General features: G+C 62.6%; 24 protein-coding genes and 1 tRNA gene. 14 read left to right on the top strand and 11 right to left on the bottom strand.

What is annotated here, in order from left to right; all coding sequences use genetic code 11:
- The first annotated feature begins 13 nt into the window (after positions 1 to 13).
- The 3 genes from CGK93_RS07760 (at position 14) to CGK93_RS07770 (ending at position 2,692) form a co-directional block, all read left to right on the top strand.
- Positions 14 to 1,210, top strand: a complete 1,197-nt coding sequence (locus CGK93_RS07760) for a glycosyltransferase (RefSeq protein ID WP_089594326.1) — start codon at positions 14 to 16, stop codon at positions 1,208 to 1,210.
- 84 nt (positions 1,211 to 1,294) lie between these two features.
- Positions 1,295 to 1,368, top strand: a tRNA-Ile gene (locus CGK93_RS07765).
- A gap of 133 nt (positions 1,369 to 1,501) precedes the next feature.
- Positions 1,502 to 2,692 carry an acyl-CoA dehydrogenase family protein gene (locus CGK93_RS07770; protein WP_089594327.1) on the top strand — a complete coding sequence of 397 codons (1,191 nt, stop codon included), beginning with the start codon at positions 1,502 to 1,504 and terminating at the stop codon, positions 2,690 to 2,692.
- A gap of 41 nt (positions 2,693 to 2,733) precedes the next feature.
- On the opposite strand, the gene CGK93_RS07775 is transcribed toward CGK93_RS07770, so the two are convergent.
- The gene (locus CGK93_RS07775; RefSeq protein ID WP_089594328.1) at positions 2,734 to 3,243 is read right to left on the bottom strand and encodes a M23 family metallopeptidase; all 510 of its coding nucleotides are present in this window, start codon (positions 3,241 to 3,243) and stop codon (positions 2,734 to 2,736) included.
- Positions 3,244 to 3,650: 407 nt separating this feature from the next.
- On the opposite strand from CGK93_RS07775, the gene rpsB reads away from it, so the two are divergent.
- The 6 genes from rpsB to CGK93_RS07805 all read left to right on the top strand — a co-directional run bounded on the left by rpsB (position 3,651) and on the right by CGK93_RS07805 (position 8,568).
- On the top strand, positions 3,651 to 4,553 hold the full coding sequence (gene rpsB, locus CGK93_RS07780) for a 30S ribosomal protein S2 (RefSeq protein ID WP_089594329.1): 903 nt from the start codon (positions 3,651 to 3,653) through the stop codon (positions 4,551 to 4,553).
- Positions 4,554 to 4,673: 120 nt separating this feature from the next.
- A complete protein-coding gene (gene tsf, locus CGK93_RS07785) occupies positions 4,674 to 5,510 on the top strand; it encodes a translation elongation factor Ts (protein WP_026541489.1) in 837 nt (278 codons plus the stop codon).
- 120 nt (positions 5,511 to 5,630) lie between these two features.
- Positions 5,631 to 6,368, top strand: coding sequence for a UMP kinase (gene pyrH, locus CGK93_RS07790; RefSeq protein ID WP_089594330.1), 738 nt, complete (start codon positions 5,631 to 5,633; stop codon positions 6,366 to 6,368).
- A 102-nt stretch (positions 6,369 to 6,470) separates the two neighbouring features.
- Positions 6,471 to 7,028 (top strand): ribosome recycling factor, encoded by a 558-nt coding sequence (gene frr, locus CGK93_RS07795; protein WP_026541491.1) that lies wholly within the window; start codon positions 6,471 to 6,473, stop codon positions 7,026 to 7,028.
- A complete protein-coding gene (locus CGK93_RS07800) occupies positions 7,028 to 7,963 on the top strand; it encodes a phosphatidate cytidylyltransferase (protein WP_089594331.1) in 936 nt (311 codons plus the stop codon). Before frr ends, CGK93_RS07800 begins: the two co-directional genes overlap by 1 nt.
- A 20-nt stretch (positions 7,964 to 7,983) precedes the next feature.
- Positions 7,984 to 8,568 (top strand): DivIVA domain-containing protein, encoded by a 585-nt coding sequence (locus CGK93_RS07805; RefSeq protein ID WP_089594332.1) that lies wholly within the window; start codon positions 7,984 to 7,986, stop codon positions 8,566 to 8,568.
- 24 nt (positions 8,569 to 8,592) lie between these two features.
- On the opposite strand, the gene CGK93_RS07810 is transcribed toward CGK93_RS07805, so the two are convergent.
- From CGK93_RS07810 to CGK93_RS07830, 5 genes are read right to left on the bottom strand one after another with little or no spacing between them, the layout of a single operon-like run.
- A complete protein-coding gene (locus tag CGK93_RS07810) occupies positions 8,593 to 9,285 on the bottom strand; it encodes a hypothetical protein (protein WP_089594333.1) in 693 nt (230 codons plus the stop codon).
- 45 nt (positions 9,286 to 9,330) lie between these two features.
- Positions 9,331 to 10,797 carry a sodium/solute symporter gene (locus CGK93_RS07815; RefSeq protein ID WP_089594334.1) on the bottom strand — a complete coding sequence of 489 codons (1,467 nt, stop codon included), beginning with the start codon at positions 10,795 to 10,797 and terminating at the stop codon, positions 9,331 to 9,333.
- Complete coding sequence (locus CGK93_RS07820; RefSeq protein WP_089594335.1) at positions 10,794 to 11,156, bottom strand: hypothetical protein; 363 nt, start codon at positions 11,154 to 11,156, stop codon at positions 10,794 to 10,796. The genes CGK93_RS07815 and CGK93_RS07820 overlap by 4 nt, the downstream gene beginning before the upstream one ends.
- Positions 11,153 to 11,872, bottom strand: a complete 720-nt coding sequence (locus CGK93_RS07825; protein ID WP_089594336.1) for a LytR/AlgR family response regulator transcription factor — start codon at positions 11,870 to 11,872, stop codon at positions 11,153 to 11,155. Before CGK93_RS07825 ends, CGK93_RS07820 begins: the two co-directional genes overlap by 4 nt.
- Before the next feature lie 21 nt (positions 11,873 to 11,893).
- Positions 11,894 to 13,096, bottom strand: a complete 1,203-nt coding sequence (locus tag CGK93_RS07830; RefSeq protein WP_089594337.1) for a sensor histidine kinase — start codon at positions 13,094 to 13,096, stop codon at positions 11,894 to 11,896.
- Between the two features lie 208 nt (positions 13,097 to 13,304).
- Between CGK93_RS07830 and CGK93_RS07835 the strand changes: the two genes are divergently transcribed.
- Positions 13,305 to 13,685, top strand: a complete 381-nt coding sequence (locus CGK93_RS07835) for a DUF485 domain-containing protein (RefSeq protein WP_089594338.1) — start codon at positions 13,305 to 13,307, stop codon at positions 13,683 to 13,685.
- On the top strand, positions 13,682 to 15,301 hold the full coding sequence (locus CGK93_RS07840; protein ID WP_089594339.1) for a solute symporter family protein: 1,620 nt from the start codon (positions 13,682 to 13,684) through the stop codon (positions 15,299 to 15,301). The genes CGK93_RS07835 and CGK93_RS07840 overlap by 4 nt, the downstream gene beginning before the upstream one ends.
- A gap of 125 nt (positions 15,302 to 15,426) precedes the next feature.
- Here the strand turns inward: CGK93_RS07840 and CGK93_RS07845 are convergent, their stop codons facing one another.
- The 5 genes from CGK93_RS07845 to CGK93_RS07865 form a co-directional block, all read right to left on the bottom strand.
- Positions 15,427 to 16,446 (bottom strand): PHP domain-containing protein, encoded by a 1,020-nt coding sequence (locus CGK93_RS07845; protein ID WP_089594340.1) that lies wholly within the window; start codon positions 16,444 to 16,446, stop codon positions 15,427 to 15,429.
- Positions 16,447 to 16,521: 75 nt separating this feature from the next.
- Complete coding sequence (locus CGK93_RS07850) at positions 16,522 to 17,127, bottom strand: hypothetical protein (RefSeq protein WP_089594341.1); 606 nt, start codon at positions 17,125 to 17,127, stop codon at positions 16,522 to 16,524.
- 44 nt (positions 17,128 to 17,171) lie between these two features.
- Entirely contained in the window at positions 17,172 to 17,579 is a 408-nt protein-coding gene (locus tag CGK93_RS07855) for a DUF4383 domain-containing protein (protein WP_089594342.1), read from the bottom strand.
- Between the two features lie 128 nt (positions 17,580 to 17,707).
- Positions 17,708 to 18,424 carry a hypothetical protein gene (locus CGK93_RS23795; protein ID WP_232481575.1) on the bottom strand — a complete coding sequence of 239 codons (717 nt, stop codon included), beginning with the start codon at positions 18,422 to 18,424 and terminating at the stop codon, positions 17,708 to 17,710.
- 147 nt (positions 18,425 to 18,571) lie between these two features.
- Positions 18,572 to 19,042 carry an Lrp/AsnC family transcriptional regulator gene (locus CGK93_RS07865; protein WP_089594344.1) on the bottom strand — a complete coding sequence of 157 codons (471 nt, stop codon included), beginning with the start codon at positions 19,040 to 19,042 and terminating at the stop codon, positions 18,572 to 18,574.
- A gap of 195 nt (positions 19,043 to 19,237) precedes the next feature.
- Here CGK93_RS07865 and pdhA point away from each other — a divergent pair, with 195 nt between their 5' ends.
- From pdhA to CGK93_RS07880, 3 genes are read left to right on the top strand one after another with little or no spacing between them, the layout of a single operon-like run.
- Positions 19,238 to 20,407, top strand: coding sequence for a pyruvate dehydrogenase (acetyl-transferring) E1 component subunit alpha (gene pdhA, locus CGK93_RS07870; RefSeq protein WP_089594345.1), 1,170 nt, complete (start codon positions 19,238 to 19,240; stop codon positions 20,405 to 20,407).
- On the top strand, positions 20,407 to 21,417 hold the full coding sequence (locus tag CGK93_RS07875) for an alpha-ketoacid dehydrogenase subunit beta (protein WP_089594346.1): 1,011 nt from the start codon (positions 20,407 to 20,409) through the stop codon (positions 21,415 to 21,417). Before pdhA ends, CGK93_RS07875 begins: the two co-directional genes overlap by 1 nt.
- Complete coding sequence (locus CGK93_RS07880) at positions 21,414 to 22,874, top strand: dihydrolipoamide acetyltransferase family protein (RefSeq protein WP_089594347.1); 1,461 nt, start codon at positions 21,414 to 21,416, stop codon at positions 22,872 to 22,874. The genes CGK93_RS07875 and CGK93_RS07880 overlap by 4 nt, the downstream gene beginning before the upstream one ends.
- Positions 22,875 to 22,909: the final 35 nt, after the last annotated feature.

Here is a 22,909-nt window from a genome sequence, read left to right on the forward strand (position 1 = left end):
AGGAGTTCTCCACGTGACCATTCCCGACACCAACAAGCCCCTCACTCTTCTGATTGCTGCGGATACTTACCCGCCGCATGTCAACGGTGCCGCGCAGTTTGGCTACCGCCTGGCCAAGGGAATGACGGCACGAGGACACAACGTCCACGTGTTGGCCTGCCGTCCGGACACGGGCAAGAGCTTTACGGAGTTCCGCGACGAAGCTACTGTTCACCGGCTCCGTTCCCATGGCGTTTTCACCCATGAGTACTTCCGCATTTGCTTCCCGTGGGAAATCAAGAAGGAAATCAGCCTGCTGTTCGACAAAGTCCAACCGGACGTCGTCCACATCCAAAGCCATTACATGATTGGCGAGCAGGTCCTGTACGAGGCCGTGAAGCGTGGCATCCGGGTTGTTGCCACCAACCACTTCATGCCGGAAAACCTGAATCCCTTCCTGCCGTTCCCGCAGTGGTTCAAGGACATCGTTGGCCGCATCTCCTGGAAGGACATGGGCAAGGTGATGAGCCAGGCCGATGTGGTCACCACGCCCACTCCACTCGCTGCCAAGGCCATGCACCAGCACGCGTTCCTGCGTAAGGTCCTGCCGCTCTCCAACGGCATTGATTCCTCGGCTTATGAACTCCAGCCCGGTGAGACCATCGAGCCGCATGCCAACCCCACGGTGCTGTTTGCCGGACGTCTGGCCGAAGAAAAGCATGTCAACGTCCTGATCGACGCCGTGGCCAAGACGTCCCCGGCGTTGAACGTGCACCTGGAGATTGTTGGGGGCGGCGAAGTCCGGCCTGCCCTTGAGGCGCAGGTAGCGAAGCTGGGGCTGGGCGACAGGGTCAGGTTCCTCGGACTCGCTAGCGACGAAGACTTGCGCGAGGCCTACATCAAGGCCGACATTTTCTGCATGCCCGGAACAGCCGAGCTCCAGTCACTGGTGACCCTGGAAGCCATGTCTGCTTCCACTCCGGTGCTGCTGGCCAACGCCATGGCCCTGCCGCATCTGGTCCGTGATGGTGAGAACGGCTATCTCTTCACGCCGAACAACAGTGATGAACTGGCAGCCAAGATCACCCAGCTGGTGGAGCTTCCCAAGCATGAGCTGGAAGCCATGGGCAAGCTGAGCCGCGAGATGGTGGAGCCCCACAGCATCAACGGCACGCTCCAGACGTTCGAGGACCTCTACCGCGGGGCTTCCTATGAGGACATGGTGGTGTGACAAAAGCACTCCCCGGCACCTACTAGAATTGCTGGAGTGCTTTGCCCGGAACTGCTGCTTTGCGGTGGCTCTTCCGGGCGTCACGGGGCTATAGCTCAGCTGGTTAGAGCGCGGGACTCATAATCCTAAGGTCCTCGGTTCAAGTCCGAGTAGCCCTACATTTCACGCAAGAGCCGTGGCCGACAATCCATGATTGTCGGCCACGGCTCTTTTGCGTTCCCCCTGGGTGCGGTAAGTTACTCCTCAGTAACTTAGTCTTGGTCGCAGGTGACCACCCTTGAAGGAGCGAACATGTCCAACGCTGCATTCGACGCCACCAACCTTCCGTATGCCGACGGCGACTTCTATGCCTTTGAGCAGATGCTGACAGGCAAAGAGCAGGATCGCCTGGCCGAGGTCCGCGAATTCCTGGCCCGCGAGGTCAAACCAATCGCCGTGGATTGCTGGAACCGTGGCGAGTTCCCCATGGATCTCATTCCCAAGCTCGGCGAACTGGACCTTGTCAGCCCTGTCCGCCGCCAGGGGTACTCCAACCTGTTCGCCGGAATGCTCCATGCGGAGGTGACCCGGGCGGATGCTTCCATTGCTACCTTCATGGGTGTCCACGACGGCTTGTTCACCGGCTCCATTGAAGCCCTCGCTTCCCAGGAGCAGAAGGACGCCTGGCTCCCGGATATCTACTCACTGAAGAAGATCGGCGCTTTCGGCCTCACCGAACCGTTGGGCGGCTCTGATGTTGCCGGCGGCACCCGGACCACGGCCCAGCGCGACGGCGACACCTGGATCCTCAACGGCGCCAAGCGCTGGATCGGCAACGCTACTTTCTCCGACTGGGTGGTCATCTACGCCAAGGACGTGGCCGACAACCAGGTGAAGGCGTTCTTGGTGGACACCGCGCTGCCCGGCTTCTCTGCGAGCAAGATCGAGAACAAGATCTCCCTTCGTACGGTCCAGAACGCGGACATCACCCTGGATAACGTGGTGGTGCCGGACTTCTTCAAACTTGCCAACGGCAACAGCTTCCGGGACACCAACAAGGTCCTCAAAGTCACGCGTTTGGCAGTCGCTTGGCAGGCAGTGGGGCTTCAAATGGCAGCCTTCGACGTCGCCCGCAGCTACGCCGTCGAGCGTCAGCAGTTCGGACGGCCGCTGGCGGCTTTCCAGTTGGTGCAGAACCAGCTGGTCCAGATCCTCGGGAACACCGTTGCTTCCATGGGCATGATGGTCCGTCTGGCCCAACTCGAAGACGCAGGTGTAGCCAAGGACGAGCAGTCAGCCTTGGCCAAGGCCTTCACCACCGCACGCATGCGCGAAAGCGTCGCCCTGGGCCGCAGCATCCTGGGCGGCAATGGGATCGTCACGGACTATGGGATGGCCAAGATCTTCTCCGATGCCGAGGCCATTTACTCCTACGAAGGCACGCACGAGATCAACACGCTGGTCACCGGCCGGGCCATCACGGGCGTCTCGGCCATCGTCTAAATAGTCCGCTGACCGGGGTGGTGTCCCGGATGGGTGGGGACTCAGTAGAGCGGGAGCAGGATTGACGGGCGCAGGTCCGACACGAAGCCCAGCGGGTTCAGGTAGACCTCGCCCCGGCGAACACCCCAATGCAGGCAGGTACTGACACCGCAATGTCCGGGTTCCACGGTCCCTATGGCCTTGCCCTTGCGGACGACGTCGCCGGCTTTGAGTTCGCTGGTCACGGGTTCGAAGCTGCTTTTGAGGCCATCGCCGTGATCGATGGTCAGTACCGGACGATCCACCACGACGCCGGCAAAGGTCACCACGCCGTCCGACGGCGCGGTGACCTTTCCGCCGTCGGACGCTGGTCCCACATCCACGCCCCGATGGCCACTCAGCCACGGTTTGTCCGGGGGATCGAAGATCCGAAGCACGCCGGGTTTGGGGGAGAGTGGCCAACTCCACCGGGCGGACGCCGGATCCGGCGCAGCCGGCACGGATGCGCCAAGTGCGCCCGCAGCCATTGCCACGGTAGCCAGCAGGGTCGTCAAGGACTTTGCGAGGGTCATGGACCAAGCCTTCCGGGGAGCCCGCGGCGGGTCGATCCCCGGTCTTTCGTATGTGGACAACGGGCTGCGATGGCGGTCAAACAGGTGGGGTCGCTGTAGTACACTTGGTGGAGCAGTTTGCTGTGCCCTCAAGCTTGTTCAGGAACATGTCTCATTCAGATATGTGAGGGTCCCAGGCTGACTACGCGTATCCAGCCCTCCACCAGCGAAGCCACGTGGCTTCAGGCTGCGGAGGATTGTGCCTCTTGCGGTCCGGACAAGCCTTTGGCTTCACTCCGGATGAGAAGCGCAATGGATGCCAGGAGCCGCGCCCATCCGGGCAAAGGCTAAACAACCGTCAACTATTGGCAGGGTAAGAGCAGCCCCATGGGCTCTCTCATGAATGACCTGCCGGAAGGAGCGTCGGCATGCCCGTCGTAACTATGCGCCAGCTGCTTGACAGCGGCGTCCACTTTGGACACCAGACCCGTCGTTGGAACCCGAAGATGAAGCGATTCATCTTCACGGAGCGCAACGGCATCTACATCATTGACCTCCAGCAGTCGCTGTCCTACATCGACCGCGCCTACGAGTTCGTCAAGGCTACTGTCGCCCACGGCGGCACCGTCCTGTTCGTCGGCACCAAGAAGCAGGCTCAGGAAGCAATTGCCGAGCAGGCTACCCGTGTTGGCCAGCCGTACGTCAACCAGCGTTGGTTGGGCGGTATGCTCACCAACTTCCAGACCGTCGCCAAGCGCATCCAGCGCATGAAGGAACTCGAAGAGATCAACTTCGACGACGTCGCAGGCTCGGCTTACACCAAGAAGGAGCTCCTGCTCCTCAAGCGCGAACTCACCAAGCTTGAGTCCAACCTCGGTGGTATCCGCAACCTGACCAAGGCTCCCTCGGTTCTGTGGGTTGTTGACACCAAGAAGGAACACCTTGCTGTTGACGAAGCCAAGAAGCTGAACATCCCGGTTGTTGCCATCCTGGACACCAACTGCGATCCCGACGAAGTTGACTTCCCGATCCCGGGTAACGACGACGCCATCCGCTCCGTCAACCTGCTGACCCGCGTTGTTGCCGACGCTGTAGCTGAGGGCCTCATCGCCCGCAACCAGCGCGCAACGGGCACCACCGAGGCTCCGGAAGAGCCGCTGGCTGAGTGGGAGCGCGAGCTCCTCGAAGGCAGCAAGGCCGAAGAAGCAGCGGCAACCGAGGCTCCGGCGGCAGAAGCTCCCGCAGCTGAGGCTCCGGCAGCAGAAGCTCCCGCAGCTGAGGCTCCCGAAGCAACTGAAGCTGCAGCCGGCGAAGCCGAAGCAGCCAAGTAAATCTGGACCTTCCCTGATGCCGCAAACAGCATCGGGGGCAACTGACAGGATGGCAGCTCACATGGTGGGCGGCCGTCCTGTCAGTCCGTAAACACACAAATTCTAGACAGAGGGGTTCACATGGCGAACTACACTGCTGCTGACATCAAGGCCCTGCGCGAGCGCACCGGCGCCGGCATGATGGACGTCAAGAAGGCTCTTGACGAAGCTAACGGTGACGCCGAGAAGGCCATCGAGATCATCCGCATCAAGGGCCTCAAGGGCGCTACCAAGCGCGAAGGCCGTTCGACTGCTGAAGGCCTGGTTGCTGCCAAGGTCAACGGCGGCGTTGGCGTAATGATCGAGGTCAACTGCGAAACTGACTTCGTTGCCAAGGCTGACAAGTTCATCCAGCTGGCTGACAAGGTCCTCAACGTTGCAGTCGAGTCCGGCGCAGCCGATCTCGAGACCCTGCTGGCCACCGAGGTCGACGGCAAGCCGTTGTCCGAGGTTGTTGTCGAAGAGGGCGCTGTCCTCGGCGAAAAGGTTGTTGTCCGTCGTATCTCCCGCGTTGAGGGAACCACGGTTGACGCCTACCTGCACAAGACGTCCAAGGACCTCCCGGCCCAGGTCGGCGTCCTGTTCGCTGTTGACGGTGAAGGCGAAGCCGCTGCCACCGCCGCGCACGACATCGCTGTCCACGTTGCAGCCATGGCTCCGAACTACCTGACCCGCGACGACGTTCCGGCCGAACTGGTCGAGTCCGAGCGACGCATCGCCGAAGAGACCGCCAAGGCTGAAGGCAAGCCCGAAGCTGCTCTTTCGAAGATCGTTGAAGGCCGCGTTACGGGCTTCTACAAGGGCGAAGTTCTGGTTGACCAGGCATTCGCCAAGGATTCCAAGAAGACTGTTGCACAGGTCCTCGAAGAAGCCGGCGTCAAGGCAACCGCAGTAACCCGTTTCCGCGTAGGAAACTAGTAATTCATGAAAAGGGGTGGTCACTTCGGTGGCCGCCCCTTTTTCATGCACCCGTCCGGGTAGTACCTGCGCGGACCCACAGCACGATAATCTAGCCAGAGTCCACCAACGGGAGGCACCATGGAAACCGTCAACACTGCAATCCAGCCCGAGAAGACCCGCCGACGTGTACTTCTGAAACTTTCCGGTGAGGTCATCGGCGGAGGCAAGCTCGGCGTCGATCCTGAAACCGTCCGGGCCATCGCCAAGCAGATCGCCGCAGCTGTCTCCGACGTCGAGGTGGCAATCGTCGTAGGTGGAGGTAACTTCTTCCGCGGCGCAGAGCTGTCGCAGAGCGGCATGGACCGTTCCCGCGCCGACTACATGGGCATGCTCGGCACGGTCATGAACTGCCTGGCCCTGCAGGACTTCCTGGAGCAGGCAGGCGTTGAAACCCGCGTCCAGAGCGCCATCACGATGGGCCAGGTTGCCGAGGCCTACATTCCCCGCCGTGCCATCCGCCACATGGAGAAGGGCCGCGTCGTCATCTTCGGTGCAGGCGCCGGACTGCCCTACTTCTCCACTGATACCGTGGCAGCCCAGCGTGCCCTCGAAGTCCATGCCGACGTGGTCCTCATGGCCAAGAGCGGTGTGGATGGCGTCTACACTGCCGATCCCAAGAAAGACCCCACAGCCGAGAAGCTGGATGTCCTCAGCTACGACGACGCCCTGCGCCGGGACATCCGCGTCATGGACCAGACGGCCATGACCATGTGCAAGGACAACAAACTGTCCATGGTGGTCTTCGGCATGGAAGGCGAGGGCAACGTTACCCGTGCCATCCTCGGCGAGACGCTGGGAACCCGGGTTACTCCCTAGCAAGGGCTAGGATATTTCTAGGACCTTCCGCCTCTCACGGCGGATCTTTACTGTGCACTGCGGCCTGCATGAGGGCAGCAACTTATTTCTGAGGAGAAACCCGTGATCGAAGAGACCTTGCTCGAAGCCGGCGAAAAGATGGACAAGGCGGTTGAGGTAGCCAAGGACGATTTCGCCACGATCCGTACGGGTCGGGCGAACCCCGGTCTCTACAACAAGGTGATTGTCGAGTACTACGGCACCCCCACGCCGCTCCAGCAGTTGGCTTCCTTCGGTGTTCCCGACGCCCGGACCATCCTCATCACGCCCTACGACAAAACCGCTCTGCGCGACATTGAGAAGGCGTTGAGCGATTCCGAGGTTGGTGCCAACCCCTCGAACGACGGCAACGTCATCCGCGTGACCATTCCTGAACTCACCAAGGAGCGTCGCAAGGAGTACGTCAAGATTGTCAAGGGCAAGGGTGAGGATGCCAAGGTCTCCATCCGCAGCATCCGCCGCAAGGCAAAGGACACCCTGGACAAGCTCGTCAAGGACGGCGAAGCCGGCGAAGATGAGGGTGCCCGCGCTGAGAAGGAGCTCGACGCCCTGACCAAGCAGCACGTTGACAGCATCGACGAGCTGCTCAAGCGCAAGGAAGCCGAGCTGCTCGAGGTCTGATGAACCAGGCTGAGCCGGCACCCGCTGGACGGGTCCCGACACGCGATACCCCTCAGCGCGCCAGGCGCGTACGGACGAACCCCACGCCAAAGGCCGGCCGGAACCTCCCGGCGGCCATCGGCGTCGGGCTTTCCATGCTTTTGGCGGTTTTGGGCGGACTGCTTTTCCTCCCCTTGGGATTCGTCCTGCTCACCACGGCATTTGCTGTGTTGGGTGTGTGGGAAGTTTTCCGGGCCCTCGAAGCCCAGGGCACCAGGATGCCGATCATCCCCGTGATGGTTGGCAGCCTGGTGATGCCGGTATCGGCCTATTTTGGCGGCCTTGAAGGTTTGCTGTTCACCATGACGGCGAGTTCCGTGGCCGTCCTGCTGTGGCGCTCCATCGAGAGCGCCGCTGGAGCGCCGCGGAGCGTGTTCGCCGGTGTGTTCACCCTGGCGTGGATTCCTTTCCTCATCAGCTTCGCGTCGCTGTCCTTGCACACCACCAGCGGCCCCACCCCTGTGGGCTTTTGGCCGGACGGGATCCCCGAAGGGGCATGGCAGATTGCGTCCATGCTGCTGTTGGTTGTTTCCAACGACACGTTTGGGTACATCGTTGGGGCGTCCTTCGGGAAGCACCCCATGGCTCCAAAAATCAGTCCCAAAAAGTCGTGGGAGGGTTTCGCGGGGTCGGTGGGTGGAGCCATGCTGATTGGCGTCCTGGCCTGTATCTTCCTCCTCGACAAGCCCTGGTGGGTGGGCTTGCTCCTGGCCGTTGGCATGGTGGCCGCAGCTACGGCAGGCGACCTCGCCGAGTCCATGGTCAAACGTGAACTGGGCGTCAAGGACATGAGCAGTATCCTGCCTGGCCACGGTGGCGTCATGGACCGCCTGGACTCCATTGTGTTCGCGGCCCCTGTAGCCTATGTTCTGTTCGCGCTGCTCAGCGGCGTCTGACAATCAACGAAGGAAAATTAGTGTCCGTGGATATTCGACGCCAGATTCCCGCAACGTTCGATCGCGTGGAGCGCAGCAAGTACGGCTATAACGCCAAACAAGTTGACGAGTTCCTCCAGCGTGCCAGGACATCGTTCGAGAACCCCGTGGGTACCGCTGACCAGGTGGCCAGCGTGGACGTGCGGGACGTGGCCTTTGATCCCGTCAAAGGTGGGTACGACGCCCATAGCGTGGACGCCGCCCTGGACCGTCTCGAGGATGCATTTGCACGCCGCGAGCGTGACGACCTGATCAGCCAGCAGGGCGAAGAAGCCTGGCTGCGCCAGATCGGCAAACTCTCCGGCATCCTGCGGGGCCGCCTTCACCGGCCCGATGGCGAGCGGTTCCGTCGACCTTCCAGTAGGCGGGCGCGCAGCTACAACATCCAGGACGTGGACGCCCTGTGTGCTGAACTGGTGGGATACCTTGAGCACGACCAGGTCCTGAGCGTGGACACTGTCCGCCGGGCCGTGTTCCGGGCGGCCAAGGGCGATGAAGGCTACGAAGAAGCCCAGGTGGACGCTTTCCTGGCCCGCGCCGTAGAGCTCATGGCGGCCATCGACTAATCCACACCCCGCTCATCGGGCGGGCTAGTGAGTGCTGGGGGAAACAGGCGGGTTGTTCTTCCACACTGCCATGTAGCGTCTGTGGCCGCGTGCCAGCGACGTGCCGAAGAAGGCCAGGGCGACCAGGACGGCCACGGGGACTGCCACCACGGGGGGAAGCCCGGCTGTCAGGAGTGCCGATCCCAGCAGCAGGGCGATCAAGGCCGAGTTGACGAACCCCATGAAGACCATGCTGCTGCCAGCGACCTGGCTGAAGTCCGTCCGAACGCCCAGGAAGTAATACGTCCTTTTGGCGCCTTCTTCGTCATCGTGGGCGCCGGCCATCAGGTACGGCCTTATGCCGGGATCCATGTCGACGTAGGCCGCCCGCAAGCGGTTCATCGCCAGGACGTACATCAGGTCCTCCATGCCCACACTCATGACGCGGACGTGAGTGAGCAGGCCAACCACAAGGTCGATACTGAGGACGGTCAGCGCGAAGGCCCTGAAGGCATCTGAAAACTGTGTGGCGTTACCCACCAGCGCCACACTCAACAGGCTTGCCGAAGTGAAGGTCAGGAACATGCTGATGCGGGTGAGGACTTCTCCTTGGGTGGTACTGCGTGAGGCGAGCAGGCTCCAGTGTTCGGTGGCCAGCAATTGCGCGCGGACACTCGGTGACAACTCCGTCGGTCTTGCCGGCGGCTCTGGGCTTGAGGCGCCCGGTTCCTCGGACATGGCGTCATTGTCCACCCTGGCTGCTGCGCGGACAACAGGCCGGGCCTAGCGCTCGGTGACCACCGGCCGCTCCGGAACGTGCAGCCGCGACATGACGCGGTTCACAGACGCCGGCACACGGCTTTTCGTTGCAAGGGAAACGACCACCGTCACCGCGAACGCTGCCGGAACGCTCCACGCCGCCGGCTGGGCAAGCCACGCGGGTGCGTTTCCTGATCCCATGAGCGTACCCACCACCATGGCACCACCGCAGAGGAGTGCACCGGTCAGCATTCCGGCAATCGCACCGGCGTCGGTCAGGCCGCGCCACCAGATTCCCAGGAGCAGGACCGGGCAGATGGTGGAGGCCGTGAACGCGAAGACCAGGCCAACGCTCCCGGCAAGGGCCAGGGTGTCGGTCATCAAGGCAAAGCCCAACGGCACGACGGCGGCCAGCACCGCTGCGAGGCGGAAGCCCTTGACGCTTCCGCCGAAGAGGTCCTGGCTGATGACGCCTGACAGCGAAACCACCAACCCTGAGGTGGTGGACAGGAAAGCGGCGAAGGCTCCGGCGACGACGAGGGCGGAGAGAAGGTCTCCGGCGGTGCCCCCTATCAGCTTGCCGGGGAGCAGAAGGACCAAGGCATCGGCCTGGCCGGACTGTGCGAGTTCGGGCGCGAACATTCGTCCCACCGCGCCGGACACGGTGGGAAAAAGATAAAAGACGGAGAGCAGGCCCAGCACAATGAGTGTTGTTCTGCGGGCGGATTGCCCGTCCGGGTTGGTGTAGAACCGCACCAGGACGTGGGGCAGGCCCAGGGTTCCGAAGAGCAACGCCACCAACAGGGAAATGTGCTGGTACGCGCCGGCGGAGGCCTGGCCGGTGGGGTTGATGGGAAGCGGCGCCTGGGGTGCCGTTCCGTTACCGGCCAGCACCAGCAGCACGAAGACCACCGGAACTGCCAGGGCAGTCAGTTTCAACCAATATTGGAACGCCTGGACAAACGTGATGGAACGCATGCCACCTGCCACCACGGTGAGGCACACCACCACAACAACCGCCGTCGAACCTACCCACGACGGCAGTCCGGTGGTGATGCGGATGGTGAGCGCCGCCCCGTGGAGTTGCGGGACGATGTACAGCCAGCCAACGGCAACCACCACCAGGCTGGTCACGCGGCGGACCAGCGCCGAATCCAGGCGGGCTTCGGTGAAGTCGGGAATGGTGTAGGCGCCTGAACGACGGAGGGGAGCGGCGACAAAGAGCAACAGCATCAAGTAACCGGCGGTGTAGCCCACGGGGAACCAGAGCGCGTCCGTTCCCGAGAGCAGGATCAGTCCGGCCACGCCCAGAAAGCTGGCGGCGGACAGGTACTCGCCGCCGATTGCAGAGGCATTCCACCAGGGCGGGACGGTTCGCGAGGCCACGTAGAAGTCGCCGGTTGTCCGCGAGATGCGCAGACCGTAGAAGCCGATGACTGCTGTCGCCAGCGACACGGCAAGGAACGCGAAAAGGCCCACAGCCGGGTTCATTTGTCCTCCACCAGGTCCCTGTAGCGGGCCTCGTTGCGGGCCGCCGCGCGGTTGTACAGCCAGGCGCTCAAACCAATCACCGGGTAGATGCCGGCGCCCAGCACCATCCAGTCCAGTGGGATGCCGAATATCCGTGTTTCTGCCACGCCAGGCCCATACACCAGGAACAATGCGATCACCACGAGGATGATCAGGAAGCAACAGGCCACCACCAGCGCCAAGCGCAATTGCGAGCGGATCAGGGACCGGATGAAGAGCTTGCCGGCGTCGGAGTCTTCGGCGACCTCGCGCGGGTAGGGCAGCCGGCCGGGAGCCGCGGTGGCCAATTGGCGGGGCGCCGTCACCCGGACGCGCGTCATCCCTGCGGCCGGATGCGCGTGGACTGCAGCTTGTCCCGGACAGAGGGCAGGTGGCGTCGGCTGATGGGCAATTCAGCTCCGGCCACGGCTACGCTGGGACCCGTCGCAGACAACTTGAGGTGCTGGACGTGGTTCAGGGCGATCAGGTACGAGCGGTGGATCCGGATGAACCCTGCCTCTGCCCACTTCTGTTCAAGGTCGCTGAGGGGAACCCGGATGAGATAGCTTGCTTCGGCTGTGTGCAGCCTCGCGTAATCGCCCTGGGCCTGGACGTAGGTGACATCGTCCCGGCGGATCATGCGGGTGGTGCTGCCGAGGTCCACAGTGATCATCTCCGGTGCAGGGGTGCCTTCCTTGATCAGGTCACTGATTCGGTCCACGGAACGGGACAGCCGTTCCGCGCGCAGCGGCTTGAGCAGGTAGTCGATCGCGGCGAGGTCGAAAGCTTCCAGCGCGCACTCTTCATCAGCGGTGACAAAAACGACGGCGGGCGGATGGCTGCTGCGGGCAATGGCCCGTGCGATGTCCAGGCCAGACAATGCCGGCATATGGATGTCGAGGAACACGGCGTCGACGGACTCCGTTTCCAGGGTCCGCAGCGCCTCAGCTCCGGAGGAGGCGCGGTGGATGGCACCAATCCGTTCATCCCGTCCCAGCAGGAAGGCAAGCTCCTCCACGGCGGGAAGTTCGTCATCAGCGACGAGCACGTTGATCATGTTTAAAGACTAACCGCCACCTCAGGCGTCATGACCGGGCTGGGATTTGGGTACCCGCATGGTGATCAGGGTTCCTTCTCCGGGAGCAGTGTCGATGACCAGCCCGTGCTCGTCCCCGTACACCTGGCGCAAGCGGGCATCCACGTTGCGCAGTCCCACGTGGATCCCATCCGTGTGCCCGGCCAGCACTGATCGCAGGTGCTCAGGGTCCATACCCACGCCGTCGTCCTCGATGGTTACTTCAGCGAACGCACCGGAGTCGTTGGCGCAGATGGTGATATGGCCCGGACCCTCCTTGGCTTCAAGCCCGTGCCGGACCGCGTTCTCCACCAAAGGTTGCAGGCTGAGGAACGGGATGACAGTGCTGAGGACCTCGGGGGCGATCCTCAGGCTCACCTGGACGCGTTCGCCGAAGCGTGCCCGTTCCAACAGAAGATAACGGTCGATGCAGCGCAGTTCCTCGGCCAAAGTGGTGAAGTCGCCGTGGCGCCGGAAGGAGTACCGGGTGAAGTCGGCGAACTCCACCACCAACTCCCGGGCCCGGGCGGGGTCGGTGTTGATGAACGAGGCGATGGCATTGAGGGAGTTGTAGATGAAATGCGGGCTGATTTGGGCACGCAGCGCCCTGACCTCAGCCTCCATCAGCAAGGTTCGGGAGGCTTCGAGTTCCGTCAGTTCCAGCTGGGCGGCAATCCAGTCGGCCACCTCGCTGGTGGCCCTGACCAGCCCGGCACCGGCCGCCGGGGCCAGGGCTGCCACCGAGCCGACCACCCTGGAACCGGAGCGGATAGGAGCAATCACGGCACTGAAGTCATGGTTTCCATGCTCGGCTTTGCCAGTGGTCCGATGACCGGCGTCGGGTACCACCGCGGTTCTGCCAGTGGCCAGGACCTCGGCAGCAAGACGCATCAACGATGGCCTGAGTTCCTCGGCTGTACCGTCCCACGCGAGCACAGAATCGGTGTCCGTGATGGCCAAGGCATCGCAGCCCAGCAGTACGCGCAGCTGCTTACTCGCTTTCGCCGCACCGGCCGGTTGGAGGCCGCCACGGAGATGCTGCCCGGCCCGGGAGGCCGCGTGCAAAGTGTTGTAGGTGGCCCGTTCAGCGTCGGTGCCCAAGTCCCGGAAGGAACGCATCACCTTCAGCCCAACACCCACAACGACGGCGATGGCCAGCACGATCACGGCGATGGCGGCGGCGGTGAACAGCGGGGAGTCGGGCATAAGGCCAGCGTAGCCGGATGCCCCTCCACCTCGGTCCGATGCCACGGAAGGTGGTTCACATCCCACCGTTTGGCGCAGCACCGCAACCGCTGAGCGATGGCAGCGCGCGATGCTCTGGAACAGGCACCGGGCGGCGTTCGATAGTGATTGCAGTCACATTGGCAAGGCGTGTGGAGCTGGTGTGGACACATCACAATCAGGAGGAACCATGGGTAATGAGGCCCAAACCCAGGACGAAAAAGCGTCCGTGGACTTCCAGGAAGTTCAACAGACGGAACGGTTCAAGACACTGCGCAAGCGGCACCGCAGCTTTGTCTTCCCGATGGCAGTCGTATTCCTGCTCTGGTATTTCGCATATGTTCTTTTGGCCGACTACGCGGTGGGCTTCATGTCCATCAAAGTATGGGGCAACATCAACGTCGGGCTGATCCTTGGCCTGCTGCAGTTCGTCACTACCTTCGGCATCACGGCATGGTACGTGAGCTACTCCAACAGGAAGCTGGACCCCATCGCTGCTGAAATCCGCAACGAGATCGAGGGCCATGAATTTGATAAGGACGGCAATGTGATCAGCGGGGGAGTCAAATGAACACCATGGTCCCGGCAGCAGTCAACGTCGAAGCGCTGAAAGACACCACCCTGCTCAACATGGGCATTTTCGCCCTCTTCGTGGCGGTCACCATGGTGATCGTCTTCCGGGCCAGCCGGAACAACAAGACCGCAGCCGATTACTACGCAGCAGGCCGATCGTTTACTGGTTCGCAGAACGGCACGGCCATCGCCGGAGACTACCTGTCGGCGGCATCCTTCCTCGGCATCACCGGCGCCATCGCCATCAACGGCTACGACGGCTTCCTGTACTCCATCGGCTTCCTCGTCGCCTGGCTCGTCGCTTTGCTCCTGGTGGCTGAATTGCTCCGCAACACCGGCAAGTTCACCATGGCTGACGTTCTGTCCTTCCGCTTGCGTCAGCGCCCTGTCCGGATTGCGGCTGCCCTCTCCACCTTGGCCGTCTGCTTCTTCTACCTCCTCGCCCAGATGGCAGGAGCAGGCAGCCTGATTTCGCTCCTGCTGGGCATCAGCGACTGGGGCGGTCAGGCCTTGGTGATCATCGTCGTCGGGGCCTTGATGATCATGTACGTACTGATCGGCGGCATGAAGGGCACCACCTGGGTGCAGATCATCAAAGCCATCCTGCTCATTGCCGGTGCAGGGGTCATGACAGCCATGGTGCTTGCGATCTACGGTTTCAACCTGTCCAGCCTGCTGGGCTCCGCAGCTGAAGCCGCCAACAACCCGGCCATCCTGAACCCCGGGCTGCAGTATGGAAAGACCGAAACGTCCAAGCTCGACTTCATGTCCCTCGGGCTTGCCCTGGTCCTCGGTACAGCCGCACTGCCGCACGTGCTGATGCGCTTCTACACTGTCCCGACAGCCAAGGAAGCCCGCAAGTCCGTGGTCTGGGCGATCTGGCTGATCGGCCTGTTCTACCTCTTCACCCTGGTGCTGGGCTACGGTGCAGCAGCCCTGGTGGGGGCGGAAACCATCAAATCCGCACCCGGCGGCGTCAACTCTGCCGCACCTCTGCTGGCCTTCCACCTGGGTGGCCCGTTGCTCCTGGGCTTCATTTCGGCGGTTGCCTTCGCCACCATCCTGGCGGTGGTGGCCGGTCTGACCATCACGGCGGCTGCATCCTTCGCCCACGACATCTACGCAAATGTCATTGCCAAGGGCAAAGCGGATGCAGTCACCGAGGTGAAGGTGGCCCGTCGGACGGTACTGGTGATCGGCGTGCTTGCCATCCTGGGCGGCATCTTTGCCAACGGCCAGAACGTGGCCTTCCTGGTGGCGCTCGCCTTCGCAGTTGCAGCCTCGGCGAACCTGCCCACCATCGTCTACTCCCTGTTCTGGAAGAAGTTCACCACCCAGGGCGCAGTCTGGAGCATGTATGGCGGTTTGGCTGCGGCCATCCTGCTCATCACGTTCTCACCCGTGGTGTCGGGCGCCAAGACGTCCATGATCCCCGGAGCGAACTTCGCCCTGTTCCCGCTGAGCAACCCGGGCATCGTGTCCATCCCGTTGGCCTTCTTCCTGGGATGGCTCGGAACCGTTCTGGACAAGCGGCGCGAAGATCCGGCCAAGCAGGCGGAAATGGAAGTGCGCTCGCTGACCGGCGTCGGTGCCGAGAAGGCAGTAGACCACTAGCACCGGCTCGAACAAAGTCACTACCCAAAAGGAAGGCTCCTCCTGTGAACAACGTGCAGGGGGAGCCTTCCTTTTGGGTGTCGGCCGGTTCCCCTTCAGGCTTCGCCTATTTCTTGGGACTGAGCTTACTTCTTCAGGCTGAGCCACTCCGTCAGCTGTTCCAGCGGCCAGGTGGTGACAATCCGTTCTTCGGGGACGCCCAAGGCTTCGGCACGTTCTGCACCGTATTGCAGGAAGTCGAGTTGGCCAGGAGCATGGGCATCACTGTCGATGCTGAACAGGCAGCCGGCGTCCAAGGCCATCTTGATGAGGTTGTCCGGTGGGTCTTGACGCTCGGGACGGGAGTTGATTTCGACGGCGACGCCCCACTCCGCGCACTCCTTGAAGACTCTCGCGGCATCGAACTCGGACTCGGGCCGGGTACCCCGTGATCCCTGGACTAGCCGACCGGTGCAATGTCCCAGGACATTGGTGTGGGGATCGCTGATGCCGCCCAACATCCGGGTGGTCATGGTCTTTTTGTCGGACCGGAGTTTGGAGTGGACACTGGCCACCACCACGTCCAGTTGGCCCAACATGTGGGGAGTCTGGTCCAGGGTTCCGTCTTCGAGGATGTCCACTTCAATGCCTTTGAGGAGGCGGAAGCCGTCCTTGGATGAGTTGATTCCCTCCACGACGCCGAGTTGCTTCTCAAGCCGCTCCACGCTCAGTCCATTGGCGATGGTGAGATTGGGGGAGTGATCGGTGAGGGCAAGATACTCGCGGCCGAGGGTCCGTGCCGCTGCTACCATGGATTCGATGGGGGAGCCGCCGTCGGACCAGTTGCTGTGGCTGTGTAGATCGCCGCGCAGTGCCGACCGAAGCGTGTCTCCTCCGGAGGCCAACGATTCCGTGCCACGTTCGCGCAGGTCCGCAAGGTACTCGGGGATCCGGTCTTCGAGGGCTTGTGTGATGACTTCGGCGCTGCGGCTGCCGACGCCTTTGAGGCTGGTGATCCTCCCGGTCCCCACAAGCTTCGCCAGCTCTTCGGGCGAAAGCTGCCGCACGGCGTCGGCCGCTTTCCGGAAGGCCTGGACCTTGAAGGTGGGGGCTTGGCTGCGTTCGAGCCAAAAGGAGATTTCGTCGAGCGCCTCTATGGGATCCATGGCTCCATGATCCACGAACCAGGCGCACCATCAACAGTGGGCAGTGTCAATGGTGCGCCGGTCGGTCGCCGTCAACTAGTGGTGGCGACCCGGGTCCAGGGCGGGATTGGAGCCCTGGCCGTTTTCTCCGTGCGGGGCCTGGCCGTGCTCGCCATGAGGGACAGCGTGCTGTCCTGCCATCGAGGCGGCCAGTCCCGGTGTTGCCACTGAAGCAACAACGACGGCGGCTCCGAACGCGGCTGCCAGAAGCCGCCCGGTCCTTGGCTGGCCGTGGGCGCCGCCGTCGTTGGTCTTGTGCTGCCGCCTCAGCCAGCCGGCTCCGGCAAGTGCCATGAGCGTCAGGCCGAGGGCGGCAAAGTGGCTCACGTCCAGTGAGCGCTGGGAGCTGATCCCGGTAACTGTGACTGCGAGGTGCGCAGCAGCAGAAACGGCGAGGACAGGAAGCGCGAACCGTGCGAAGTCCAGGGCGTTGCGGTGCAACCCCCGCAGGGACCAGGCCAAGAAGGCCAGGCCCGCCGCAAGGGTTGCCACGCCGGCAACCACCATCCCGGCGGTCGCTGATGCTGTTCCGGTGAGATATCCGGCGGCAAGGGAAAGCTCAACCATCCCGGCGGCCATCGCTGCGAAGTACACGAACAGGAGGGTCGCTGCGTTCAGCGTGGGGTGGTATCTGCGTTCCATGGTTCTTGCCGTCCTCTCGCTGCTTTACTCGGTGATCAGGCGGATCAGGCGTGGGCGGAAGCTACGGTTGCCTTGTCCTGGGACAGGGCAACACCCAGCAGGACCACAGCGCTGGCGAGGTGCAGCACATTGTCTGCGCCGTTGAGGGCGATGATGTTCAGGGACGAACCCACCAGGAAGAGTCCGAGGATACCCACCAGCAGGTACACACCGCCTACTGCCGTGTTGACTGATTTGGACAGCGTGACGCTGTTCATGCCGGCGTACAGAAGGGCGGCGCCGATGGCCAGGTGGATGATGTTGTGAAGCGGGTTCACGGCGAAGATGATCAAGTTGGCGCCTTCGGTGGCGAAGAAGCCGATTCCCGAGGTGACAAAGAATCCGAGCACGCCTACCAGGAGGTAGACGGCTCCGAAGATGGTGGCGATCAGGCGATTGGGCGAAGTACGCATGGTCCGAACCTTCCGGTGATGGCCGGATATTCCGGCCGTCCTGCTGAGCCCCGGGTGGGGCTCTCAAGCAGTGATTCGGACCATAAGCGCAGGTGGATGGGTGGTGGTACGGAAATTCTTTCCGGCGGCTAGGGGCGGAGGCGGATGCTGCTCATCTTGAGGTCGTTGCTGCCCTCGAAGACGTAGTGGAGATCGATGGTCTTGCCGTCGCATTGCAAGGTGCCGGAGAGATCGGCCTTGTTGTTGCCGTTGTTGTTGTTGACGTTCACCGAGTTATAGTTCGGCTTGCACGAGCTATCCAGTTCCAGGCTGGCAATGCCGTCCACGAACGACTCCTTGTCCAGCTCGTCCTTCAGTGGCTGGCTCAGGTAATTGTCGTAAGCCTGCTCGGTTTGGCCTGAGACCACTAAGTTGGTGAATTCGTCCGCCAAGGACCTGGCTTTTGACGTCGCATTGCCCACCAGGTTGACCAGCAGGAGTACGCCCACCACTGCCAGCACGATCACGCCGGCAACGATACTGAGGACGATCCACAAAACCTTCCTGCTCTTCCGGGCCGGTGGCTGGCCGAATTGGCCCGGAGGGTACTGCCCGGACTGGAATTGGCCCTGCGGATAGGGGTTCTGGGCGTACGGCTCCTGGCCGGGCGCTGCGTACTGGGGCGCGCCGGTTTGGGGGCCACCGGTTTGTGGGCCGCCGGCTTGGGGAGCAGCGGACGACGGCGGCTGTTGCCACTGCGGCGCACCGCCGGTCTGAGGGGGGTACCCGGGCCCTGGCGGCACCGGCGGTGGGTTCTGGCCCGGGTAGTTAGGCTCGGGTTGCTCGGGTTGTTGCGGGTTGCTCACGGTAGTGCCCCTTTCGGCAGCCTTCGGCAGCGCCACCACATGGCCGGGGTCCTCTGGCCGGCCCCCGGTACGTCCTCTTGCATCAAATCGCATGCGGGTCCGACGGGCAAGTACCGGGCTGCGAATAACCGCAGGTGAGGAGGGAGTTCAGTCCCCGGAGCGTCTTCCCAGGAGCGGCTGTACGCGGTACGGGATCATCTCGCGCATCGCCAGTGCTGTGTCAGTCCGTTCAACCCCATCGCAGCCGAGAATTTTTCCATTGATGCGGTAGAGGTCCTCCGCGTCCAAGGCAACAACACGCAACAGCAGGTCCGCTGAGCCCGTGAGGCCGAAGCCTTCGAGGATTTCCGGAATGTCTGCCAGGTCCTGCGCCAAGGAGGCGAGCTTTTGTTGTTGGACGTGGACCGTGATGAATGCCGTCAACGGATAGCCCAGGGCGACCGGGTTGATCCTTCGCTCAAAGGAGAGGAAGGCGTGCTTCTTCTCCAGCTGGGCCATGCGGGCTTGCACCGTATTGCGGGACAGGCCCAGCCTTTGGGCCAGCGCCACCACTGTCCCGCGGGGGTCCTTTGCCATCGCGGAAAGGAGCCGGGTGTCAGTGCCATCCAAGGGTTGCATAATGCGCAAGATTAGCACGGTGGGCTCAGCCGAGACAGGGCAGGATGCGCAATTTCCAGAAGGGTAGTTGTACCCGATGCGCGTTGTGAGTAGGGTCACAATTAACTTCGGCGAAGGTGCCGGAGGGCCGGTCTGCGGCAGGATCACAAGTCCAGTCAGCGCCGACGAAAACGAGCCGGAAGGTTGCGATCACCTGTGTTGACGGATCAGGCGGGCAAGGGAGTGCATCATGACACTCCGGGCCCTGGACATAGTGCACAAAATCCCCTGAGGACTGGCGGCAATCTGCTCCAGTTGGTGTCGCCGGAAGGCGAGCGGATCAGCCATCCCGAATTCGATGTCTGGGTCAAGGATGTCGGAGATGAGCAGTTGTGTTCCTTGTATGAGGACATGACGGTCATCCGCCGCATCGATGCCGAGGCGACGGCACTCCAACGTCAGGGCGAACTGGCATTGTGGCCACCGCTCCTGGGCCAGGAAGCGTCGCAGATCGGCTCCAGCCGCTCCCTGCGCGATGACGAATTCGTCTTCCCCAGCTACCGCGAAAGCGGCGTCGCCTACGTTCGTGGAGCCCACCTCTCCGAGATCGCCAGGGTGTGGCGGGGCAATGCCTCCTATGGCTGGGACCCGCAGCGCATCAACCTGGCGACGCCCCAGATCATCATCGGATCCCAGAGCCTGCACGCCACGGGCTACGCCATGGGCGTCCAGCTGGATGGAGCAAACACAGCGGTTCTGGCCTACTTCGGCGATGGCGCCACGAGTGAAGGTGACGTGAACGAGGCCATGGTGTTCGCCGCGAGTTACCAGGCTCCCGTGGTGTTCTTCTGCCAGAACAACCATTGGGCCATTTCCGAACCTGTGCGGGTACAGTCGCACGTGCAATTGGCCGACAGACCCACCGGATTCGGAATACCGAGCATGCGGGTTGACGGCAACGATGTCCTCGCTGTCATGGCTGCCACGAGGGTAGCTCTGGACCGTGCACGCAAGGGCGGCGGGCCCACCTTCATCGAGGCCGTTACTTACCGTATGGGTCCGCACACCACAGCCGATGACCCCACCCGGTACCGCGACCCGATCGAACTCGAAGACTGGGCCGCCAAGGATCCCATCCTGCGGCTGCGCAAGCTCCTGGAGGCCAAAGGCCTCCTCACCGAGGACGTCGAGGCCCGCGTCACAGCGAAGGCTGATGCCGTGGCGGCCGAGCTCCGTTCCAACTGCATCGAGATGCCGGATCCGCAGCCGTTGGACGTCTTCAACCACGTCTACAGCACGCCCAATTCCTGGATCGAACGCCAGAAAGACCACTACTCGCGCTACCTGAACAGCTTCAACCAGCCAGTCGAGAAAGGTGCACTCTGATGTCCAAGCTCACGTTTGCCCGGGCCATCAACGCCGGCCTCCGGAAGTCGCTCGAAAACGATCCCAAAGTGGTCCTGATGGGTGAGGATATTGGCGCGCTCGGTGGTGTTTTCCGCGTCACCGACGGACTCCAGAAAGACTTCGGAAAGCACCGGGTCATCGATTCCCCCCTAGCCGAGTCAGGCATTATCGGCACCGCGGTTGGCCTGGCCTACCGCGGCTACCGTCCAGTGTGCGAGATCCAGTTCGATGGCTTCATCTACCCTGCGTTTGACCAGATTGTCAGCCAGGTAGCCAAGATGCACTACCGCACCCAAGGGCGGGTCAGGATGCCCATCACCATCCGCGTTCCCTTCGGCGGCGGCATCGGCTCGCCCGAGCACCATTCAGAGTCGCCAGAGGCCTACTTCACCCACACCTCCGGTCTCCGGGTTGTGGCAGTGTCCAATCCGCAGGATGCCTACACCATGATCCAGCAGGCGATCGCCTCCGATGATCCCGTTCTCTACTTTGAGCCCAAGCGTCGGTATCACGACAAGGGCGACGTGGACGAAACCATCGACCTTTCCACGGCACTTCCGTTGGACAAGGCCGCTGTGGTCAGTGCCGGTTCTGACGTGACGCTGGTTGCCTACGGTCCACTGGTGAAAACAGCCAAGGACGCCGCGATGGCAGCGGCTGACGATGGAATTTCCGTGGAAGTCATCGACCTCCGTTCACTGGCCCCCATCGACTACCCCGTGGTGGAAGCATCTGTCCGCAAGACGGGCCGCTTGGTCATCACCCACGAAGCCGGCCAGTCCGGCGGCCTGGGTGCGGAAATCGCCGCCAGCATCACTGAACGGTGCTTCCACTATCTGGAGTCTGCCCCCGTCCGCATCACCGGTTTCGATGTGCCCTACCCCTACTCGAAGCTCGAAATGCACCACCTGCCGGATTTGGACAGGATTCTCGACGGCGTCGACCGCGCCTTGGGCCGCCCCAACTCGCTGAGTGGACTGGAAGGATGACCGCCACCATGATCAAGGAATTCAGGCTGCCGGATCTTGGCGAAGGCCTCACGGAATCGGAGATCCTGAGCTGGAAGGTGGCTGTGGGGGACACCGTCACGCTGAACCAGGTGATCGCTGAGGTGGAAACCGCCAAGGCCGTTGTGGAGTTGCCCTCTCCCTTCGCAGGAGTGGTTGCAGAACTTCATGAGCAGCCCGGCACGGTGGTGGAGGTTGGTAAGCCGATCGTATCGTTCGAGGTTGACGACGCCGGGTCCTCCAACGGGGGTCGCGCACCGACTGCTGGCACCGGTTCCGTTGGTGAGCGGACCGCCGTCGAAAGCTCTGCCGACGCCTCGCTGGCAACTGCCGGCGCTGAAGCGGTGGGAGCCCCAGCGAAACGTGAGCCGAACCTGGTGGGGTACGGCGCCGTCGTCGAACATTCCGGCCGCCCGACACGGCGCGCCCGGGGGCATGTACGGGACATCAAGGTCCCGACGGCGGCAAGGTCGGAAGCACCTGCGGCCCCGGAAGCAATGGCAACGCCGGAGGCGCCAGTGACCATCGAGCCCACAGCGGCGCGTCGGGCAGAGGAAGGAACCCCTGAGCGACCACGTTCCACTCCGCCAGTGCGAAAGCTCGCCCGTGACCTCGGGATCCATCTGGAATTGGTTCGCGGAACCGGGCCGGGCGGACTTATCACCCGCGAGGATGTCCAGAACTTCTCCGAAGCCCCGGAAGCTCCAGCCGCAGCCCGGATTTCGGATGTACAGGGTGGGCGGGAAACAAGGACGCCGATCAAGGGAGTCAGGAAGTTCACGGCCGCCGCCATGGTGCAAAGTGCTTTCACTGCGCCGCACGTGACGGAGTTCCTGACCGTCGACGTCACGGCAACCATGGAGTTGTTGGCCCGGCTCAAAGCCAACCGGACGTTCGAAGGCTACAAGTTGACGCCGCTGACCATCGCAGCCAAGGCGGTCCTGGTGGCGCTGGGGAACAACCCGTCGCTGAATTCCCGCTGGGATGAGGCGAGCCAGGAAATTGTCCAGTTCAACTATGTGAACCTGGGCATCGCTGCAGCAACGCCGCGTGGCCTGACGGTACCGAATATCAAGGACGCTGACCGGCTGACACTGCGTGAGCTCTCCACGGCGCTCACTGAACTGACCGATACTGCCCGGGCGGGCAAGACGTCCCCGGCGGACTTGTCCGGGGGGACCATCTCCATCACCAATATTGGCGTGTTTGGCATCGACGCCGGGACTCCCATCCTGAACCCGGGAGAGGCCGCCATTGTGGCATTGGGTGCTGTGCGGAAGGCGCCATGGGTGGTGAATGACGAACTCGCCGTCCGCCAGGTTATGTCCCTGAGCCTGTCCTTCGACCACCGCTTGGTGGACGGCGAACAGGGGTCACGGTTCCTCGCGGATCTGGGCTCCATCCTGGCAGATCCCGCCATGGTCATGACCATGATCTAGCGGTAACTGAAGCTGCGCCGGCCCATCCCTTTACG

This window comes from Arthrobacter sp. YN (assembly GCF_002224285.1).
Lineage (GTDB): Bacteria > Actinomycetota > Actinomycetes > Actinomycetales > Micrococcaceae > Arthrobacter.

Excerpts from the sequence above, each read along its gene's own strand:
- CGK93_RS07845 (WP_089594340.1), bottom strand. The coding sequence starts at position 16,446 with ATGGATCCCATAGAGGCGCTCGACGAAATCTCCTTTTGGCTCGAACGC.
- CGK93_RS07840 (WP_089594339.1), top strand. The coding sequence starts at position 13,682 with ATGAACACCATGGTCCCGGCAGCAGTCAACGTCGAAGCGCTGAAAGAC.
- CGK93_RS07800 (WP_089594331.1), top strand. The coding sequence starts at position 7,028 with ATGAACCAGGCTGAGCCGGCACCCGCTGGACGGGTCCCGACACGCGAT.
- CGK93_RS07775 (WP_089594328.1), bottom strand. The coding sequence starts at position 3,243 with ATGACCCTCGCAAAGTCCTTGACGACCCTGCTGGCTACCGTGGCAATG.
- CGK93_RS07835 (WP_089594338.1), top strand. The coding sequence starts at position 13,305 with ATGGGTAATGAGGCCCAAACCCAGGACGAAAAAGCGTCCGTGGACTTC.
- CGK93_RS07815 (WP_089594334.1), bottom strand. The coding sequence starts at position 10,797 with ATGAACCCGGCTGTGGGCCTTTTCGCGTTCCTTGCCGTGTCGCTGGCG.
- CGK93_RS07865 (WP_089594344.1), bottom strand. The coding sequence starts at position 19,042 with ATGCAACCCTTGGATGGCACTGACACCCGGCTCCTTTCCGCGATGGCA.
- CGK93_RS07810 (WP_089594333.1), bottom strand. The coding sequence starts at position 9,285 with ATGTCCGAGGAACCGGGCGCCTCAAGCCCAGAGCCGCCGGCAAGACCG.
- CGK93_RS07850 (WP_089594341.1), bottom strand. The coding sequence starts at position 17,127 with ATGGAACGCAGATACCACCCCACGCTGAACGCAGCGACCCTCCTGTTC.
- tsf (WP_026541489.1), top strand. The coding sequence starts at position 4,674 with ATGGCGAACTACACTGCTGCTGACATCAAGGCCCTGCGCGAGCGCACC.
- CGK93_RS07825 (WP_089594336.1), bottom strand. The coding sequence starts at position 11,872 with ATGATCAACGTGCTCGTCGCTGATGACGAACTTCCCGCCGTGGAGGAG.
- CGK93_RS07875 (WP_089594346.1), top strand. The coding sequence starts at position 20,407 with ATGTCCAAGCTCACGTTTGCCCGGGCCATCAACGCCGGCCTCCGGAAG.
- rpsB (WP_089594329.1), top strand. The coding sequence starts at position 3,651 with ATGCCCGTCGTAACTATGCGCCAGCTGCTTGACAGCGGCGTCCACTTT.
- CGK93_RS07830 (WP_089594337.1), bottom strand. The coding sequence starts at position 13,096 with ATGCCCGACTCCCCGCTGTTCACCGCCGCCGCCATCGCCGTGATCGTG.
- CGK93_RS07880 (WP_089594347.1), top strand. The coding sequence starts at position 21,414 with ATGACCGCCACCATGATCAAGGAATTCAGGCTGCCGGATCTTGGCGAA.
- CGK93_RS07820 (WP_089594335.1), bottom strand. The coding sequence starts at position 11,156 with ATGACGCGCGTCCGGGTGACGGCGCCCCGCCAATTGGCCACCGCGGCT.
- CGK93_RS07770 (WP_089594327.1), top strand. The coding sequence starts at position 1,502 with ATGTCCAACGCTGCATTCGACGCCACCAACCTTCCGTATGCCGACGGC.
- pyrH (WP_089594330.1), top strand. The coding sequence starts at position 5,631 with ATGGAAACCGTCAACACTGCAATCCAGCCCGAGAAGACCCGCCGACGT.
- CGK93_RS07855 (WP_089594342.1), bottom strand. The coding sequence starts at position 17,579 with ATGCGTACTTCGCCCAATCGCCTGATCGCCACCATCTTCGGAGCCGTC.